14 protein-coding genes and 1 riboswitch are annotated in these 20,656 nt (G+C 33.6%); of the genes, 9 read left to right on the top strand and 5 right to left on the bottom strand.

Annotated features, from left to right (window positions below; translation table 11 throughout):
• Positions 1 to 260: 260 nt before the first annotated feature.
• From DFQ10_RS03220 to DFQ10_RS03205, 4 genes are all read left to right on the top strand, one after another.
• The gene (locus DFQ10_RS03220; RefSeq protein WP_115816430.1) at positions 261 to 1,322 is read left to right on the top strand and encodes an outer membrane beta-barrel protein; all 1,062 of its coding nucleotides are present in this window, start codon (positions 261 to 263) and stop codon (positions 1,320 to 1,322) included.
• A 130-nt stretch (positions 1,323 to 1,452) separates the two neighbouring features.
• Complete coding sequence (locus DFQ10_RS03215; protein WP_115816429.1) at positions 1,453 to 2,652, top strand: ammonium transporter; 1,200 nt, start codon at positions 1,453 to 1,455, stop codon at positions 2,650 to 2,652.
• Positions 2,653 to 2,960: 308 nt separating this feature from the next.
• Entirely contained in the window at positions 2,961 to 3,299 is a 339-nt protein-coding gene (locus tag DFQ10_RS03210; protein WP_115815972.1) for a P-II family nitrogen regulator, read from the top strand.
• 5 nt (positions 3,300 to 3,304) lie between these two features.
• Entirely contained in the window at positions 3,305 to 4,546 is a 1,242-nt protein-coding gene (locus DFQ10_RS03205) for an ammonium transporter (RefSeq protein WP_115815971.1), read from the top strand.
• Between the two features lie 153 nt (positions 4,547 to 4,699).
• Here DFQ10_RS03205 and DFQ10_RS03200 read toward each other — a convergent pair whose 3' ends face one another.
• The 5 genes from DFQ10_RS03200 to DFQ10_RS03180 form a co-directional block, all read right to left on the bottom strand.
• Positions 4,700 to 7,279, bottom strand: coding sequence for a phosphoenolpyruvate carboxylase (locus DFQ10_RS03200; protein ID WP_115815970.1), 2,580 nt, complete (start codon positions 7,277 to 7,279; stop codon positions 4,700 to 4,702).
• Between the two features lie 11 nt (positions 7,280 to 7,290).
• The gene (gene leuB, locus DFQ10_RS03195; protein WP_115815969.1) at positions 7,291 to 8,409 is read right to left on the bottom strand and encodes a 3-isopropylmalate dehydrogenase; all 1,119 of its coding nucleotides are present in this window, start codon (positions 8,407 to 8,409) and stop codon (positions 7,291 to 7,293) included.
• Positions 8,410 to 8,456: 47 nt separating this feature from the next.
• On the bottom strand, positions 8,457 to 9,047 hold the full coding sequence (gene leuD, locus DFQ10_RS03190; RefSeq protein ID WP_115815968.1) for a 3-isopropylmalate dehydratase small subunit: 591 nt from the start codon (positions 9,045 to 9,047) through the stop codon (positions 8,457 to 8,459).
• An 80-nt stretch (positions 9,048 to 9,127) separates the two neighbouring features.
• Complete coding sequence (gene leuC, locus DFQ10_RS03185) at positions 9,128 to 10,510, bottom strand: 3-isopropylmalate dehydratase large subunit (RefSeq protein WP_115815967.1); 1,383 nt, start codon at positions 10,508 to 10,510, stop codon at positions 9,128 to 9,130.
• Positions 10,511 to 10,515: 5 nt separating this feature from the next.
• Positions 10,516 to 11,691, bottom strand: coding sequence for a 2-isopropylmalate synthase (locus tag DFQ10_RS03180; RefSeq protein WP_115815966.1), 1,176 nt, complete (start codon positions 11,689 to 11,691; stop codon positions 10,516 to 10,518).
• A gap of 147 nt (positions 11,692 to 11,838) precedes the next feature.
• Between DFQ10_RS03180 and DFQ10_RS03175 the strand changes: the two genes are divergently transcribed.
• The 5 genes from DFQ10_RS03175 (at position 11,839) to DFQ10_RS03155 (ending at position 20,508) form a co-directional block, all read left to right on the top strand.
• Complete coding sequence (locus DFQ10_RS03175; protein ID WP_181897586.1) at positions 11,839 to 13,386, top strand: hypothetical protein; 1,548 nt, start codon at positions 11,839 to 11,841, stop codon at positions 13,384 to 13,386.
• A 102-nt stretch (positions 13,387 to 13,488) separates the two neighbouring features.
• Positions 13,489 to 13,612, top strand: a riboswitch (SAM riboswitch).
• A 120-nt stretch (positions 13,613 to 13,732) separates the two neighbouring features.
• Positions 13,733 to 15,031, top strand: a complete 1,299-nt coding sequence (locus tag DFQ10_RS03170; protein ID WP_115815964.1) for an O-acetylhomoserine aminocarboxypropyltransferase/cysteine synthase family protein — start codon at positions 13,733 to 13,735, stop codon at positions 15,029 to 15,031.
• 71 nt (positions 15,032 to 15,102) lie between these two features.
• Entirely contained in the window at positions 15,103 to 16,110 is a 1,008-nt protein-coding gene (locus DFQ10_RS03165; protein ID WP_115815963.1) for an alpha/beta fold hydrolase, read from the top strand.
• A gap of 95 nt (positions 16,111 to 16,205) precedes the next feature.
• On the top strand, positions 16,206 to 17,552 hold the full coding sequence (locus DFQ10_RS03160) for an SWIM zinc finger family protein (protein WP_115815962.1): 1,347 nt from the start codon (positions 16,206 to 16,208) through the stop codon (positions 17,550 to 17,552).
• A gap of 1 nt (position 17,553) precedes the next feature.
• Positions 17,554 to 20,508 carry a DUF6493 family protein gene (locus DFQ10_RS03155; protein ID WP_115815961.1) on the top strand — a complete coding sequence of 985 codons (2,955 nt, stop codon included), beginning with the start codon at positions 17,554 to 17,556 and terminating at the stop codon, positions 20,506 to 20,508.
• Positions 20,509 to 20,656: the final 148 nt, after the last annotated feature.

The raw sequence follows: 20,656 nt of genomic DNA, 5'->3' as shown, positions 1-20,656 counted from the left end.
ACCATGTTTATTGCGAAAACGATTTCAAAAACATTTAAAAGGTATAAATAATTCATAATTATAACATTTTTATTTCATTTTATTAAAAATCAAATTATCGATATAACAAAAAAATCACCAAAATAAATTTTAACCCTAAAATTTTAGGGGTATAATATCTCAAATTCATAAAAATAACATTTTAAACCTGTTTTTTTATAGGGTGTAAATGAATATTATATAGTTTTGAGTCGAACCAACTATTTTTAAATATGAATATTATGAAGAACATTTTTACTCTAACGCTACTATTAATCTCAATAGTTTTAACAGCACAAGAAACAGAAGAGGCTAAAAAAGAAAAGTCTTTTACAATAAGCGGAAGTGTTGATGCATATTACCAAACCTACTTAACAGCATCTGATGATTCCGGACAATCCTTTGGAACTGCTTTTGCAGACCAAACCGGATTTGCTTTAGGCATGGGTAACGTAATCGCAAGCTACGAAAGCGGTAAAGTAGGTGCAGTTCTTGATTTGGTTGTTGGACCAAGAGGTGCTGGCGCAACTTTTAGCAACGACATTGTTGATGGTATCGTAAATCAAGCATACGCATATTGGAATGTTTCAGAATCTACTACTTTGACATTTGGACGTTTTAATACGTTTTTAGGGTACGAAGTAATTGCTCCTGCAGCAAACTTCAACTACAGTACGTCCTATTTATTTTCTAATGGACCTTTCTCTCACATGGGCTTAAAGGCAGATTTTGCTTTATCTGATGATTTTAGTTTAATGCTAGCCGTTATGAATCCTTGGGACACAAACAACACCTCTACAACCGGAGAATACTCTTTTGGAGCTCAATTAGGTTACAAAGGACAATTCCTAAATTTATACTACGACAGTGGCGCTAACAGTGGCCTAGGTTTTGAAGTTGACTACACTGGTGGCTTTGAAATATCTGAAGCATTTTTCTTAGGAATAAATGCCGCATACCAAACTACATCTTATGTTTTTGATGATGATGGAGAGGTGATAAGCGATGATTTCAAAAACGGATTCTACGGAGCTGCCTTATACCCACAATACACATTATCTGATGATTTCGCACTTGGCTTAAGAGGAGAACTATTTGGCTACCATGCTGAAGAAGGCGAAGACCTACCAAGCGTATTTGGAGCAACTTTAACAGGTAGCTACACAGTAGAAAGCAACCTAATCATAAAGCCAGAAATCAGATTAGACTCATGGAGCAATTGGGATGACAGATATTTTGATGCGGACGGAGAAGACGCAAGTAGCTTAGCTGCATTTACCTTAGCCGCAATCTACACGTTCTAACCAAAGCCACTAACTAACACCCTTTATTATGATAAATAATATTTTAACATTCATCCCAAACCTTATAGCAGTGCAAGGCACTGCCGAACCTACAGAAATCGAAGCTGCTGTTGCCGCCATTAATGGTGACATGGGAATGCTTTGGATGCTAATTTCAGCCATCCTAGTTTTCTTTATGCAAGCCGGCTTCACCCTTGTTGAAACAGGAATGACACGCTCTAAAAACGCGGCCAATATTGCAATGAAGAATTTACTAGACATTTGTGTTGGATCACTAACATACTGGCTTGTAGGTTATTCTTTAATGTATGGAGATACTTCTAACGGATGGTTTTTCTGGAGCGGATTAATGCAAGGAGAAGGAGCCGATCTATTATTCCAAACCATGTTTGCAGCAACCGCAGCAACCATAGTCTCTGGAGCTATTGCAGGACGTACAAAATACTCAACTTATATTATATTTTCTATCGTAATGACCGCTTTAATCTACCCAATCGCAGGCGGATGGCAATGGCAAGGATCAGGTTGGCTAACCAACCTAGGTTTTATTGACTTTGCAGGATCATCAATTGTTCACTCAGTTGGTGGATGGGCAGCATTAGTCGCAGCATACATGGTTGGCCCAAGAATAGGCAAATATGTTGACGGAAAAGTACATGCAATTCCTGGCCACAATCAAATATTAGCAACTCTAGGTGTATTTATCCTTTGGCTAGGCTGGTTTGGCTTTAACGGAGGATCTCAATTAGCTTGGGGAGGCGCAGACGCCATAGCAGCTTCAAACGTTGTTTTAATCACAAATTTAGCTGCAGCAGCTGGTGGACTAGGAGCACTAATTACAACTTGGATATGGTACGGTAAACCAAATCTACCACAAACTTTAAATGGCGCTCTTGCAGGCTTAGTAAGCATCACTGCTGGTTGCGGAAACATGTCAGCTGTAGGCGCAGTATTCGCAGGACTTATTGGAGGTATCATTGTTGTATTTTCAATAGAAATTATTGAAAAGAAATTAAAAATTGATGACGCAATTGGAGCCGCATCTGTACATGGCGTTGCTGGAGCATGGGGAACATTAGTAATTGGCCTCTGGGGAATAGACGGCGAAACTGGTATAGGTTTATTTAATGGAGGTGGACTTGGACAATTAGGCACTCAAGCCATAGGAGTTATAGCTTACGCCACATGGTCTATTGTATTATCGTTCATTATACTTAAAATCTTAAAGTCCACTATGGGTCTCCGAGTAACAAGAGAAGAAGAAGAAGTTGGTCTTGACCTCTCAGAACATGGAGAAATTGCCTACCCTGGAAAACGAGACAGAGGATAACAACACATTTTATACCACCCAAACACCAAATCAATAACACAATCTAGTTATTAAAATAAACCCCTTGAAACTATGGCTTCAAGGGGTTTTACTTTTAGAAGCACTTCACTAAAATTATTCAATTACAATTTATACCTAAATTTTATAGGGTAAAAATTTACAAATTCACAAAAATTACACATAAACCCCATTTTATTATAGGGCATAAGTTAATATTCTATAGATTTAACGGAAATTAGCATGTTTTCACATTATCACAATTAAATATATAATGCAACATATTAATATTCTAACTAATAAATAACACAATGAAAAAGATTGAAGCTATCATTAGAAAATCAAAATTTTCTACAGTAAAAAACGCATTACATGAAGTAGGCGTTAATTTCTTCTCTTACTGGGATGTTACTGGACTTGGAAATGAAAAGGAAGGCCATGTTTATAGAGGCGTTTCATATAGCACAAGCGATATTCAGAGACGCTACTTATCAATCGTTGTTAATGACGACTTTGAAGCTATCACAATCAAAGCCATACTAGAATCCGCATCTACAGGAGATGTTGGAGATGGCAAAATATTTGTCTCCCAAATAGATGAAGTATACAGAATAAGAACAGGCGAAAAAGGAGGAAACACTTTAAAATAAAAAACATGGAATTACTTACTATAAATAATGTATGGATGATGATCTGTACAGCACTTGTTTTCTTTATGCACTTAGGCTTTGCATTTTTAGAAATTGGATTGACACGTCAAAAGAACACCATAAACATACTATTTAAAAATATGTTTATTATCACAATAGGCTTACTACTCTATTGCCTAGTAGGCTTTAATTTAATGTATCCTGGTTTTGAATCTGGTGATTTAGGAATATTCGGATTTGCAGGATTTGGACTAGACTCTCCACTTACTGACGCAGGAACTTTAGATTTAGCTTACAACGAAGGCTATACCTATTGGACAGATTTCCTATTCCAAGGCATGTTTGCCGCAACAGCCGCAACCATAGTATCTGGAGCCGTAGCAGAACGTATGAAGATTGGACCATTTATGATTTTTACAATCATCTATGTTGGCCTAATTTACCCAATTGCAGGTTCTTGGAAATGGGGAGGTGGATTTTTACAAACATTAGAAACACCATTTTATGACTTTGCAGGTTCTACACTAGTACACTCCGTAGGTGGCTGGGCCGCAGTTGTAGCCGTTTGTCTTTTAGGACCTAGAATCGGCAAATTTAAAGACGGAAAGCCACAAGCAATACCTGGACACAATATCCCACTTGCAACTGCTGGTGTTATTATACTTTGGTTAGGCTGGTTTGGTTTTAATGGCGGTTCTGTTTTATCCGCAGATCCAGCATTAACATCACTAACACTAGTAACCACTTGTTTAGCCGCTGCATCTGGTGGTGTAGTTGCTGCCCTAGTATCTACCTTACGCTATAAGAATTTAGATTTAACAATGTTTCTTAATGGTATCTTAGGCGGTCTTGTTGGTATTACTGCTGGCGCAGACCAAATGAGCCCTACAGACGCCATAATTATTGGAGCTGTCGCAGGTACAATTATTGTATTGGCAATATCACTAGTTGACAAATTAAAATTAGATGATCCTGTTGGAGCCATTGCTGTACATTTAGTTTGCGGTATTTGGGGAACACTTGCTATTGGCATCTTTGGAAATCTGGCAGGAGGAGCACAATTTGTAAGTCAACTTATAGGTATTGTTTCTTATGCCGCGATTTGTATTGTCTCTTCATTCTTAATTATTTTTATAATGAAGAAAACGGTTGGCATTAGAGTTTCCGAAAGAGAAGAACTAGAAGGATTAGACGCTCACGAACACGGTATGGATGCATATCCAGATTTTAGACTGAATGAACACTAATAATATTTAAGATTAATTAATTGTTTAGATAATTAATTTGTTAGGAAAAACCCTTTAAGCACAGAGCTTAAGGGGTTTTTAATTATTTAAAAAAATAAAAGCGTGCTAAATCTAAAAATTTAACACGCTTTTATTTTTTAATATATAGATAATTTATGCCGAATTACGACTAGCATTAATATTACCAAACAAAGAACGAGTCACCATTTTCTCAAAGATTTTAATCTGCTCTTCATCTCGTACCTCGGCCTTTTCTAGCTCTTGAATTTTCTTTAAAGCATATTGCTGAATCGTTAACAATGGCAATACAATAGATTCTCTTACGGCAATCGAAGCTTTTCCAGAAGGTTCTTCTTGCATCAATTCTTTATAACCCGTAAGTTTTAAAATTAAACGTTTTGAAGTTTCATATTCTTGATAAATAACATTCCAGAACTCTCCATACTCTGCATCCTCTGCCATATATCTCGTTAAGTCGAAAAAAGACTTAGACAAAGACATCATACTATTCTCTATTAATGTTTTAAAGAAAGCTGAAGTTTTAAACAAATGCTGTGCTTTATCAAACTCACCAATATCTTCATAATGTTTCAATGCTGTACCTACTCCAAAAAAGCCTGGTACATTTTGCTTCAATTGACTCCAAGACCCAACAAATGGAATCGCTCTTAGATCTTCAAAAACCAAACCTTCCGATTTACCTCTTTTAGATGGACGACTACCAATATTTGTTTTCGCATAATATTTAAGCGTACTCATATGCTCTAAATATGAGATAAACTTAGGATGCGCTTTGAAATTTGCATACGCCTCATAACTGCGATTTGCCAGGTCAGTCATAACCTCCCTGTTCTCTGGCTGCATACTTAAATCGGCATCACTTAAACTGTTACCAATACCAGAACTAATCAACTGTTCTAAATTATATTGCGCAGATTCTAAAGTTCCAAAATTAGAACTTATGGTCTGACCCTGTATAGTCAATTGCACCTCTTCATCTTCAATTGTTGGCCCTAAAGACGCATAAAAATTATGCGTTTTTCCACCACCACGCGCAGGTGGCCCACCACGTCCATCAAAGAAAATCACTTTTATTCCATGCTCTCTAGATACTCTAGTTAAATTTTCCTTAGCTTGATAAATCGCCCAATTTGCCATTAAATAACCACCATCCTTAGTACCATCACTAAAACCAAGCATAATAGTTTGCCTGTTTCCTCTTGCTTTTAAATGTTTCGCATAATCAGGATTCGTATATAAGTCCTGCATCACTTTTGGAGCATTTTCCAAATCGGTAATAGTTTCAAATAATGGTCCAATATCTACAGTTAAATCATCTTGAAACGCCACTAATTTTAACATCGCAAACAATTGCATTACATGCAAAGTCGATTGGTTATTACTAATTATATAACGGTTTGCAGCTTGCTCTCCATTTGTTTCTTGAATGGTTTTTATCGCCTTAATTGTCTCTAAAGCCATTAAAGTTTCTTCATCTTTTATTAGAGATAAATCTACAGACCCTTCAACTTTAGATAAAATTTTAATTTGTTCACTTTCTGGTAAGTCATGATAATTTTTTGGAAATATATCGCTACCACTCTCAAGTAACGCATTCACCATATCATTAAAAAACTGCTCATGCTTACGGCTGTCTTGCCTGATATCTAAATTCGCAAAATGAAATCCGAATAAATGTGTTTTGTTAATCAAACTATTCAACTCATCGGCATACAAAGATTGATGCTTGTCGATAATAATTTGCTTCACCACTTTTAGTTCCGAAACAAAAGTCTCCAACGTTAAATCAGAAGCTTCATTTGTTATGATACTATAGAGTTCACGCTCCAAATTACCCATACGATCTTCGACTCCTTGAAACGTTAACTTTCTTTTTAATTGCCTTACGTTTCTATAATAATTCTTAATAATTGAAAGTCGTAATCTACCAGCAACCTTCAACGTAATTTCTGGCGTTACAAAAGGGTTTCCATCTCTGTCACCTCCTGGCCAAAAACCTATATTAATAATATTGTTTTCTATTTGTTCACCATCGAATATATTCTGTTGAATATAATCATATATACCTCCAAAAGATTTATAGAATACATTTTCTAAATACCAGATTAAACTCACTGCTTCATCAAAAGGTGATGGTTTTTCGTGCTTAAAAAATGGTGTTTTTCCTAGCTGTGCTAATAAATCATTAATTCTTAATAAATCGTTCTCACGAATAGCCTCAGTTAAATCAGTTATTATACCTAATACCGAACCTGGATAAAATTGTGTTGGATGCGCTGTTAATACAATTCTTACTTTAAATTCTTCTAAATATTGCTTAAGCGTATCTAGTTTGCCCTCTGCAGTAACAGTTTCTTTTAAACTCCTTAAAGTTCCAATACCATCCATATTATTAACCACAGGAAATGCAGCATCTTCAATGGCATCAAACAATACTACTTGCCTTTCTATATATTGAATAAATCGAAATAACAAATTCACCTGACTTTCAGAAGAGCGTCTGGCTTGATATTTTTTAAAGAACGAATCAACAATAGCCGTAGGGTTATCTTGATTTGCAAATCCTTTTTGACATGTCTCGTGAAATAACGGTAAGAGTGCTCCTGTTTTTGTAACAGCGTCAAAAGGCAAAGTCATAAATATACTATTGTATATCTGATATTTTGACAATACATTTTGATTGAAGCGTGTTAATTTTGGTTGTGTGGGCATTATTTTTTTAATTATATTATTGTTGATTGCCCTAAATGGATATTCTTAAAGTTGAGGTTTGTATCTTTTGGATTATAGATAAAATCTTCAACAAAGTCACCAACATTAGAGGTTGTTACTGTATTTACCACCGAATTTATATCTGGCGTTGTAATGTTTAATTTTAATGATTTTTCTACAGCTAACCTAATTAATTCTGCTTCATTATGTAACTCAAAATGACTCAACAACATAGCAGCAGATAAAATTGACGCAATCGGATTTGCAATACCTTTATCAGCAGCTTGAGGATAGGAACCATGAATAGGTTCAAACATCGCATATTTATCACCCACTGAAGCTGAGGCTAACAATCCAATAGAACCTCCAATAACACTAGCTTCATCACTTATAATATCACCAAACATATTCTCTGTTAAAATCACATCGAACTGTTTTGGATTTAAAATCATTTGCATTGCTGCATTATCTACAAATAAAAAGTCGAGTGTAACATCTGGATATTGCTCTGCAACTTCTTTAACTACACGTCTCCAAAGTCGAGAGGTTTCTAAAACATTAGCCTTATCTACTAAAGTCACTTTATGATTTCTATGCTCAGCAGCAACAAATGCTAAATGTGCAATACGCTCTATCTCTTCTCGAGAATAGCTACATAAATCTGATGCATAATCACCATCTTCTGACGTCTGTTTTTCACCAAAATAAATACCACCAGTCAATTCTCTATAAATAGAAATATCTGTCCCCTGGATGATATGTTTCTTTAATGGCGATTTATCTAATAATGTTTTATAGGCTTTTACAGGCCTAATATTAGCATACAATCCCAACTCTTTACGCAATTTAAGTAAACCTTGCTCTGGTCGTACTTTTGCAGAAGGATCGTTATCATATTTAGGATCACCAATAGCTCCAAATAAAATGGCATCACTTTTTTTACAAAGTTGTAATGTTTCATCTGGCAAAGCATCATTATGCTTATCAATGGCAACAGCACCAACATCTGCTGTTGTAAATTTAAAATTGTGATTAAATTCTGAAGCAATCGCCTTCAAAGCTTTCACAGCTTGATTCGTTACTTCTGGACCAATACCATCACCTGGTAAAATTGCTATATTTAATTTCATCGAAGAAAAATTAATTCCCGAATTAACGAAAATCTTACTTTTAATTATTAGTATATTTTTTGAGCTTCAAAAGCTTCAATTTGTTCTTTATTATTTATCAAATAATCAATATCATCATAACCATTGATCATACATGTTTTTTTGTAGGCATCGATTTCAAAATTTTCCGATAATTCTGAATCTTTTACTGAAATGATCTGTTTTTCGAGATCAACCACTAATTCTGTCTCTGGATTGGACACAACTCGCTGCATTAAGTCACTCAAAAAGGCTAGCGAAACCTGTACTGGTAACAAACCATTATTTAAGGCGTTTCCTTTAAATATATCAGCAAAAAAACTAGACACCACAACTTTAAATCCAAAATCTGTTATGGCCCAAGCTGCATGTTCTCTGCTCGATCCGCAGCCAAAATTATCTCCAGCAACTAAAATACTTCCTGAGTATTTTGAATCATTTAATACAAAATCCGTATTAATTGTTCCGTCTTTGTGATATCTCCAATCTCTAAATACATTGTCACCAAATCCTTTTCTATCCGTTGCTTTTAAAAAACGAGCAGGTATAATTTGATCGGTATCTACATTCTCAATATGTAATGGAATGGCTCTCGATTGTAATGTTGTAAACTTTTCCATAGTAATGCCCACAAAAGTGGGTATCTTCTTTTAATTCATTTTAATTACCTACAAAGTTTTTGAAACATTGCAGGATAATATCAATTCAATTGCTTTGAAATATCAATAATTTTACCTTCTACAGCTGTTGCTGCAGCGACTAAAGGACTTGCTAAAATCGTTCTTGAACCTTGCCCTTGGCGACCTTCGAAGTTTCTATTAGAGGTTGAGACACAATATTCTCCTTGAGGAATTTTATCATCATTCATTGCTAAACACGCTGAACAACCAGGTTGACGCAATTCAAATCCGGCTTCATCGAAAATAGATTTTAAACCTTCTTCAATTATTTGAGTTTCTACTTGCTTACTTCCTGGTACTAACCAAGCCGTAACATTAGCTGCTTTTTTCTTGCCTTTTATATAGTTGGCTGCGACTCTAAAATCTTCAATTCTAGAATTGGTACAACTTCCTATAAACACAAAATTGATAGGTTTATTAATCAAGCTTTCTCCAACTTCAAAATTCATATAAGCTAAAGATTTTTTAAACGATGGATTTTCATCTACAGGAATCGTCTCCGAAATTTTAATTCCCATTCCCGGATTCGTTCCATAGGTAATCATTGGCTCAATATCTTCTGCATCGAAGCTGTATTCTTTATCAAATTTTGCATCGCTGTCTGTTGGCAATGTTTTCCAATAGGCCACTTTCTTATCAAATTCCTCCCCTTTTGGTGCAAATTCTCTACCTTTTACGTATTCAAAAGTCGTTTCATCCGGAGCAATCATTCCTCCTCTTGCTCCCATTTCTATACTCATGTTACAGACCGTCATACGACCTTCCATACTCATGTCTTCAAACACATTACCAGCATACTCACAGAAATAGCCTGTACCAGAATTGGTTCCTAATTTTGAAATAATATACAGAATCACATCTTTGGGTAAAACACCATTTCTCAACTTACCATTAACTGTAACTCTTAAGCTTTTTGGTTTTGTAAGCAACAAGCATTGGCTTGCAAATACTTGAGCCACCTGACTGGTTCCGATACCAAATGCAATGGCTCCGAATGCACCATGTGTAGACGTATGACTATCACCACAGACCATGGTAATCCCTGGTTGTGTCACCCCTAACTCTGGAGCCATTACATGCACAATACCGTTATATTTATGTCCTAATTCGTATAATGTTATACTATTCTTTTTACAATTTTCAGATAATTGCTCCAATTGCTTTCTAGACAACTCATCTTTTATGGGTTGATCTTGATGTAATGTTGGAGTATTATGATCTGCAGTGGCCACAATTTGATTGGGTCTAAAAACAGGAATTCCACGATCTTCTAATTCATTAAAAGCCTGTGGACTTGTTACTTCATGTATTAAATGTTTATCTATATATAATATTTGCGGTCCATTTTCTATAGTACTGACCACATGCGAATCCCAAACTTTGTCAAATAATGTTTTACCCATCTATTTTATGCTGAAATTATTTGTTGATACACATTACTCGTTTCTATAATTTGATGAATATCATTATCATTGATTTCCTTTTTTCTATCTGCAAAACTCAAAAAATTAGCATATACATCATCTAACTGTAATTTGGTAAGTTCATAACCTACATTTTTTGCTCTATAAGCCAAGGCTGCTCTTCCACTTCTTGCTGTTAACACAATAGCCGACTCAGTGACACCAACATCCTTAGGATCAATAATTTCATAAGTTGCTCTATTTTTTATCACACCATCTTGGTGAATTCCTGAACTGTGCGCAAAAGCATTTGCACCAACAATTGCTTTGTTTGGTTGTGTATAAATACCCATACTATCACTGACCAATTGACTCATACCATATAGCATAGACGTATTAATATTGGTATCTAAATTAAGATATGGATGTTGCTTTAAGACCATCACCACTTCTTCCAAAGCCGTATTTCCTGCACGCTCACCAATACCGTTGATTGTACATTCTATTTGACGCGCTCCGTTAATTACACCTTCAATAGAATTAGCTGTTGCTAAACCTAAATCATTATGGCAATGACAAGACAGAATAGCCTTTTCAATACCTTTTACATTTTCTTTTAAGTATTTTATTTTTGCACCATATTCGCTTGGCAAACAATACCCTGTTGTATCAGGAATATTCAATACTGTTGCACCAGCTTTAATTGCTGCTTCGCATACTCTTGCTAAATATTCATTATCTGTTCGTCCTGCATCTTCAGCATAGAATTCAACATCTTCAACAAATGACTTTGCATATTTTACAGCTTCAAAAGCACGTTCGATAATAGCATCTCTGTTCGATTTAAATTTATGCAAAATATGAGATTCAGAAGTTCCTATTCCTGTATGAATCCTAGGTTTATTAGCAAACCTTAAAGATTCTGCAGCTACTTTTATATCGTTTTCTACAGCTCTTGTTAAACCACAAACTGTAGCGTTTTTAACAATTTTTGATATTGCTTCTACAGATTTGAAATCACCTGGACTCGAGACGGGAAACCCTGCTTCTATAACATCAACACCAAGCGTATCTAACTGTTCTGCAATAACAACTTTTTGTTCTGAGTTGAGTTTACAGCCTGGAACTTGCTCTCCATCGCGTAGTGTTGTATCAAAGATTTGTATATTGTTATTTGACATATATCAAAATATAGTTTAGTATTGTCTTACGAATTTATATTTTGAATTTGATTAAACTGTTTACAATTCAATTAACTTTACGATGTTCAAAACTAAAATCAAAAACCAAAACACTGACCTACAGACAAGTAACAACATTTTATATTGATAACTAAAGACCAAAAAGATAATTTATTTTCACTCATAAAGTCACTTACAAAGTCTGAAAAACGGCAATTTAAACTTTATGTAGGGAGACTTGGTGTCAATTCAGATTCTAAATTCTTGAATTTATTCAATCTTTTGGACAAAGCTAAAACGTATAATGAAGCTTTTATTTTAAAAAGTGGCATCGTAAAAAAGCAACAACTTGCCAACGTAAAAGCACATTTATACAAACAAATTTTAATTAGTTTAAAGCTAAATCCATCACATCAAAATGTACGTTTACAAATTAGAGAGCAACTCGATTTTGCATCTATTTTATACCACAAAGGTCTATACAAACAAAGCTTAAAAATTTTAGACAAAGCCAAAGAATTGGCTATTGTAAACGAAGAAAAAAATTCAGCATTTGAAATTGTTGAACTTGAAAAAGTAATTGAATCACAATACATAACACGAAGCATAAGCACACGTGCCGATGAATTAGCTATACAAGCCAAAGAATTAAGTTCACTTAATGTTATTGCTAGTAAACTAAGTAATTTATCACTTCAACTTTATAGTACAATTCTAAAAACAGGCTACATTAGAAATGAAGAAGAAGCCAATATGGTTATTAATTATTTCAACAAAAGTCTACCAAAAGTTAAAATCGAAAAATTAGGATTTAGAGAAAAATTGTGGCTATATAAAGCAAATTTATGGCAAAGTTTTTTACTTCAAGATTTTTTGAATTGTTATAAATATGCTTCAAAATGGGTGAATTTATTTTACGAAAACCCAAGCATGATTAACCTCAATCCTGTTTTCTTTCTTAAAGGTAACAACTATCTTTTAGAAGCCTTATTCTTTATTGGCAACAAGCCAAAATTCTTAGAGAAATTCTCTGAATTTGAAGCTACGGTTCAAAAAAACAATTTCCCAACAGATGAAAATGTGGCCTCTTTAGTTTTCCTTTACTCTAATTTTCATAGTATAAACAAACACTTTATTGATGGTAGTTTTGAAGAAGGACTTCACCTTATTCCTAAAATTGAAAAAACCTTAATTCCATTTAGTAATAGAATTGACCCTCATCACAAAATGATATTTTATTACAAATTTGCGAGTTTACATTTTGGTGCTGGAAACAACAAAGAGTGTATTAAATATTTAGATAAAATCATCTCAAACAAAACGCTTTCTATGCGTGAAGATTTACTCTGTTTCTCTAGAGTTTTAAATCTTGTTGCACACTATGAAGCTGGTTTAGATTATCATTTAGAGACGCTTTTACGAAGCACTTATAAATTTTTAATTAAAATGAATGATCTCCATGAGGTCCAAAAAGAAATGATAAAATTCATTAGAGGACTTCAAGATATTTATCCGCATGATCTTAAAAATGCATTTAAAGAATTACACAAAACTTTAAAGACTTTTGAAGATCATCCGTATGAGCGACGCGCATTTTTATATCTCGATATTATTTCTTGGTTAGAGAGTAAAATTGAAAACAAACCTGTTGGCGTAATAATCCAAACTAAGTATTTAGCAAAGAAAAGCTCTTAAATTTATCAATTTCATAAAAAACTCACAAAATTGACAAATTATTAGGATTTCTAGATTTTGTGTTGCAATATTTGTGCTCACAAAGTTCAAACACTTACTGAAATGTTATCAAGAAAGGCGGAGGGAATGACCCTATGAAGCCTTAGCAACCCTTAGATTTACTAAGAAGGTGCTAAATTCTACTTAATTATTCGATTCATTAATCGGAAAATTGGATAGATAACTCAAGACTAATTACCCATCTGTAATTAGCATTTTCTTTATAATATTTTTCTATTAAGTATGCTTCTAACGAGGCTTATTTGGCTTTTGGTTTAATCATTTATTAACTCAAAAACTTAGAAAAATGAGTACACAAAAATTCGCAACACAAGCGTTGCACGCAGGTCACGACACTAATCAAACTTCAGGAACAAGAGCTGTTCCTATTTACCAAACATCATCATATGTCTTTAATGATTCAGATGATGCAGCCGGACGATTCAACCTTTCCGTTCCTGGCTTTATTTACACTCGTCTAAACAATCCAACAAACGACATTTTAGAGCAACGTTTAGCCGCTTTAGAAGGCGGAATTGCAGCGGTTGCGACAGCATCAGGTACTGCAGCAATTTCCACTACACTTTTAACACTTTTAAGAGCTGGAGACCACATCGTTGCATCTAGCAGCTTGTATGGAGGCACATACAATTTATTGAGTGTTACCTTACCAAGACACGGTATTACCACAACGTTTGTTGATGCTTCAAATCCGGAAGAATTTGAAAAAGCAGCACAAGAAAACACAAGAGCCTTTTTTGTAGAATCTTTAGGAAATCCGAAATTAGATGTTTTAGATCTTGAAGCGATTTCGAAAGAAGCAAAAGCATATAAAGTACCACTAATTGTAGATAATACAGTGGCTACACCTTATTTATTAAACCCAATAGAATATGGCGCTAACATTGTTATTCATTCGTTAACCAAATATATTACTGGAAACGGAACATCACTTGGAGGTATTATTATTGATGCTGGTACTTTTGATTGGACCAACGGAAAATTTCCAGAGTTCACAGAACCATCTGCAGGCTATCATGGGTTAGTGTATAGCGAAGCCATTGGAGCAGCCGCATTTATAGCAAAAATTAGAATTGAGGGTTTACGTGATTATGGCGGAGCCTTGAGTCCGTTTAATGCCTTTCAAATTATTCAAGGTTTAGAGACTTTAGAATTACGTATTTTAAAGCATAGTGAAAACGCCCTTGAATTAGCAAAATGGTTAGAATCTCAACCAGAAGTCAAATGGGTGAATTACCCTGGACTTGAAAGCAGCAAATACAAGGAACTCGCTAAAAAGTATTTACCAAAAGGCCAAAGTGGTGTTGTCACTTTTGGAGTGGATGGAGGTTACGAAGCCGCAAAAACCATTGCTGACACAACCAAACTATTCTCATTATTAGCCAATATTGGAGACACAAAATCACTTATAATACATCCTGCAAGTACAACGCATCAACAATTAAGTGACGAAGCGCAAGAAACCACAGGTGTTACTAAAGATCTAATTCGTTTATCTGTAGGTATAGAAAATATTGAAGACTTAAAAGCCGATTTAAAGGAAGCCTTTGCAGTTGTAAAACAAAAAAGAACCCTTCAAAATTAGCCTTTAACATGTTTTGTTTAGTAATAGATGCCTTTTTTATAAAGGCATCTATTTAATATTTAATTCTTAAAATGGAAAATTTACGTTACATAAATATTTCTAATTACACCTCTGATACAGACAAGCACGCAACTGTAAATCTATCTTACCAAACTTTTGGTAAACCGTTACATGACGCTCCCATTGTCTTGGTTAATCATGCACTTACTGGAAATTCTAATGTTATTGGTGAGCACGGTTGGTGGAATGATTTAATTGGAACAAATAAATGTATCGACACTAATTTATATACTATTCTAGCATTTAATATTCCTGGAAATGGATATGACGATAATGCAGAAAATATCATAGAAAACTATAAAGATTTTACAGCAAGAGATATCGCAAAACTATTTGCTTTAGCGATAGAGCAATTAGAAATTAAAAATTTATTTGCCGTTATAGGTGGTTCTGTTGGTGGCGGAATCGCATGGGAATTAGCTGCATTAAAACCCCAATTAATTCAACATTTAATTCCTATTGCGACCGACTGGAAATCGACGGATTGGGTCATTGCGAATTGCCATATTCAAGATGCGATATTGAATAACTCGTCACAACCTCTAGTGGATGCTAGAATGCACGCCATGACCTTATATCGCACACCAGAATCGTTAACACAAAAATTTGAACGTACTAAGAAAAACGATGCCCTTTACAATATTGAATCTTGGCTGAGTTATCATGGTAACGCACTAGAAAATCGTTTTCAGGTTGCGGCTTATAAACTGATGAATCAAATTTTGCGCACTATTGATATTACGAGAAACAGAACTGATTTTTTAGAAGTCGCTTCAAAAATTGAAGGAGACATTCATATCATTACTATTAACTCTGATTTGTTTTTTAAAGCGGATGAAAACTGGAATACTTATGTGGATTTAAAAGGAGTGAAAGACAACGTACATATTCATGAAATTAAATCCGTACACGGCCACGATGCTTTTTTAATAGAATTTGATCAATTAGCACGTTTTTTGAAACCTATTTTTTCGACGGCATTGAAATCAAAGGAAAAATTAGTACAGCACGTTGCTTAAACAATATATGATATTACATTTAAAAAAGCCGAACGATTAGTTCGGCTTTTTTTACTTATTAGGCCATGTATTTTTAGTATATTTAGAACAAAAACATGGCTTCAGAAACTTTAAGTTATAAATACAATTCCCAATCTAGTATTACATCTTCAAAAGGAAAAGAAAATTTATTACTTTCAAAGTTCAACGAAGTCGAAAAAGGTAATTCTCCTTGTTTTTTCTGGGGAAAATTAAATAACCCATATGAATTATCACGCTGTTTAATTACACTTTCAAATACAGTACAATCAAGTTTTAATCTTTCACCTTTTCAATTGGCATTATTGAAAGATCCTATTGTTACTGCTGGAAATAATCAAATTAGATTTGAAGGGTTTTCACATTGTGCTGGTGTATATGCCAGAGTCGATGTTTTAGAAAATGGACAAGATGGTGAGTTTATAGAAAATGGCACCACCAATGTCGACTTCAATACTCCATTAATTTCCGAATTAGGAAAAATTAAGAAAAATGACGATCTCATTCTTTCTGTTGGAGAAAAAGAAGTTGGTTTTCATAAAGAAGGAGACAGTTTTATTGAACGTAAAGTCCCTTTACCAAGTAAATGGATAAAAGGCTTAACAACAGTTCAGCACTACTTTTCGGAATCAGATTATGCTCAAACTTTAAATAGAATTCAAGCACTACAATTATTTAAAACAATTCCTTCAGGCAAAGTAAAAACCGATTATTTTCTAATTAAACGTGGTAATAAATATTTATTCAGTCCTTTAAAATCTAATACTGCTGTATGTATTGGTGGTATCCATCGTCTTAAATTATTACAACCTTTAATTCCTTTAATCAATGAAATGAAAATCTATCCTCAAAAGGATATGCAATCCGTAACTTTCATTTTATGTTTTAATGACTTAAATTTTGTCTTTTCCATTTCAAGAGATTTTTGGCGCGGTTTTTCTGGTGAAGGAGCTGCTTTAGAATCTTTAATCGAAGATCTTCCTGAAAATTTAATTAAAGCTTTTGATAATTATTCTTACACCAACCAAACTTTTAATCCAACCTTAATGTCTCTTGAAGAAGGTATTGATGTTTCCAAAATAGATAAACTGGCAACTAAATTATCTGCTATGGGATTATTGGGCTTTGACCTTGAAAATAATGGATTTTTTTACAGACGCCTACCGTTTAAACTCGATCGAATTATGGCCTTAAATCCAAGACTGAAAGGAGCAGAAAAATTATTATTAGAGAATAAAGTCGTCATCACCTTAAAAAACGATAACGACATTGAAGCCAAAGTGGAAGGTTCTGGCGTACAACATTACGTTATAATTAAAGGTGATACTCAAAAATGCACCTGTACTTGGTTTAGTAAAAACCAAGGGGAACGTGGTGATTGCAAACATATTTTAGCCGTAAAGAAAAAAGCAAAAGACAACTAATATGCTAACCCAACAAATTGAAGCTATTGTAGAAAGAGAAGAGGATATTATTCCTCTTTTAAAAAGTTTAACACCAACTCAAAAACGAGAGCTCGTTCCTTTTCTCAAAACATTGCGAACAAGAATTTTTGAGCGTTATGATATTCATGAAAAGACAAAATGGGGAGTTTCTTATTCATCAAAGCCTTTGCATTCACAGGCTAAAATGGATATTGTAGACAAAGCTTGCTATGTGTGTTTTAACAAAACAGATACTAAAAAAGCATTTTTTCAGGTGAGCAAACTTTCTGTTAGTGACGATTATCTCGAAAATATAATTCCTTGGTATAAACCCAAATGGTTTGGTGATTTTATAAATGACGAAATGTCTTGGGATTTAACTTATGAGAAACTCATGGACTTATACCAAAAAGATTTATTTGAACCATCACAAGCCTTAATACTAGCTAGATTACCTAATGCCATCGTAGAAAGTTCATGGAAAAACAACGTCAACAAAAGTATTTATAAGCCAGAAGTATTATTAAAACACAAAGACACTTTAGAGCAGCACATTTGGCTTTTATTTGAAGAAGTCTCTGGAATAAACAACTATTACAATTATTTGCATTTAGACAATTACAAAGGTGGAAATGATATTTGGATTGACACATTTATAAATTTAACAGAAACCCAAAAACTTGATAGAAATAGAGTTTTAATTGCAACACTTCACACCTCAACTAAAGGTTTTAACAAAACACTTAGTGGTTGGTTTTTTGATTTACTATTAAAATTAAATCCTAGCATTGACGAAGTTTTAAGTCTTCAAGACGCATTTTTCTCAGCATTAAATTCACCACATTCCAAAGTAGTTAATACCGTTTTAAAATATTTTAAAGTTGCAGCTTCGCAAAAGAAATTTAAGCATACTGTCTTTATAGAAAACGCATCGATACTATTAAATTCTGAAACAAAATCTGTGGTCACATCCACATTAATGATTTTAGATAAAATTGCAAAAATACACAAATCTTCTCAAAATGAAGTTTGTAAAAAAGCCGCTGAAGGCTTAATAAATGTAGATGAAAAAATACAAGTAAGAGCTGCGAAGCTTATTGAAAAATATGGTAAACCAAAGGATGATGAATTAACAAATGACATCGGTATGTATGCTGATAATTTATTTCATAATTCTAAGGAAATACTGAAAGATTTCTTGATTTCTAAAACAGAACATGAAGCAGAGATAGAAGAACCTGAAATTATAGAACCAACAGATGTTTTAGATGAGAGCAATGCAATAGAAAGCTACAAAACCTTAGATGAACTCATCTTTTTTGTAAGTCAGGCCATTGATAATAATGAGGTTTACCACATTGATTTACTACTTAATTATGTACCAAAATTAAATGTACTATTAGACCAATCTAATGTTGCAAAATTAGAACCTATTTTTAAACGGTCTCTAGATTTAGCATTGAGTTACGATTGGAATAGCCAAATCGGAAATTTAGAACATGAAGCCGCATATTACATCAATGATTTTGCAGAAATTTTGATGAAGCGTTTTCCGGTTGAACTTGCTAGTTTTAAAAAGAAAAAGCAATCTAAAATCCAGAAACTTAAAGAAGATAAATTTTACTCTAAACACCATAAAGAAAATTTAAAAGTAATAGAACAACAAAGCATTCCAGATTATATTTATCAAATCCATCATGCGTTGTTTATACAGTCAAAATCGTTTATTCAGAAAAATTCAACTTTAGATTTACTTTCAAAGCCAACACATGCGCCTTGCTGGATTCATCCAACCACTTTAATTAATAGAATTGTGGCTTTTGAAAAGCAAAATGAAACGATAATGCTTTATGATTTTCAAATTGCGATTAGCCGATTGCCTTTTAATTTCATACCAAAAGAGATTGCAGATCAAATTGAATTAATTTCTGATTTTGAATTAAAACAAATCTTTAAATACCATTTTAATTTAACAGAATTAAAAGACGTTAAACTCAAACAACCTGAGTTATGGATACAATCTGTGCTCATAAAAAACAAGACTAATGAACTTGATTATTTTCAAAATAAGCTATCTACCAATTTAAAAAAGGAAATAGGAACTTATACGTGGGATTGCAAACTAAGAGATCATTTTTATTTAGAATACGATTACCCTTCCAAAAAACAAATTAAAAAGAAAATCGTAAAAAAAGAGTTGAAGCTTCATGATTTCGACACTAAAAAAAAGGATTCAGACTCACTTATTGATAATCTGAAAGGCATATTTAAATTCAATAAAAATACCGTCAAAATAAAAAGTATTTACAGTTTTATGTATTTCAAAAAACAAAAATACTATACTACAATTCAGCCTCACGACGATATTAAATTCTTGTATTTATCACCAAATAATCCAAGTATGTTGTTAAGTCAGGTGGTGCATTATAATTTAAAAGAATCAACGTTTTGGGATGAATCGAGCAAAAAGAACATGATTAATTTGCTAAAAGGTTTATATAACATTTGGAATCGACCAGATTATAGTGAAGGTGCTTATCTGTTTTTAGCTACAGGACTTTTGTGTAGTGATAAAATATCCCGAGAGTTGGCGGCCGAAATTTGGATTAAAGCAAATTACGAAGGCACATTAGATAATAATTTTTTAGGTAGTTTCATCGGTAGATTAGAAGCTGGAGAATATGCTCCATTAAAAAGATTTACGGATTTATTAACCTCCAATTTATTCAACATTTCTAAAACACATAATGCGTTTTTATTTCAACTTTTAAACGCAGCAATAAAGGAAATGGGAGACACTCCAATACGTGGAAGCAAAAAATTATTAGAAATTTTCCTAGAACTAAAACGCAGTTCTAACGTCAGTGACATTGACAAGCTAACTAAAGACAAGCTTAATAAATGGCATACTGTAAATTCAGTAAAACCCGTCATTAAAAAGCTATTGGATATTTAATGACGTATTAAAAATGAGTCACACTTTAACTATAAAAATTATTGATCATACTTTTTTCATTAAAGCTCATGACTTTTTAAAACAAAATCTCAACGAATAAAGTTTGATCTATTGTTAAAAATTTATCTGAAAGCGTTAATATTATTAG

It is taken from the genome of Winogradskyella eximia, from assembly GCF_003386165.1.
GTDB classification, from domain to species: domain Bacteria; phylum Bacteroidota; class Bacteroidia; order Flavobacteriales; family Flavobacteriaceae; genus Winogradskyella; species Winogradskyella eximia.
This window is presented reverse-complemented; position numbering and strand designations above follow the sequence as displayed.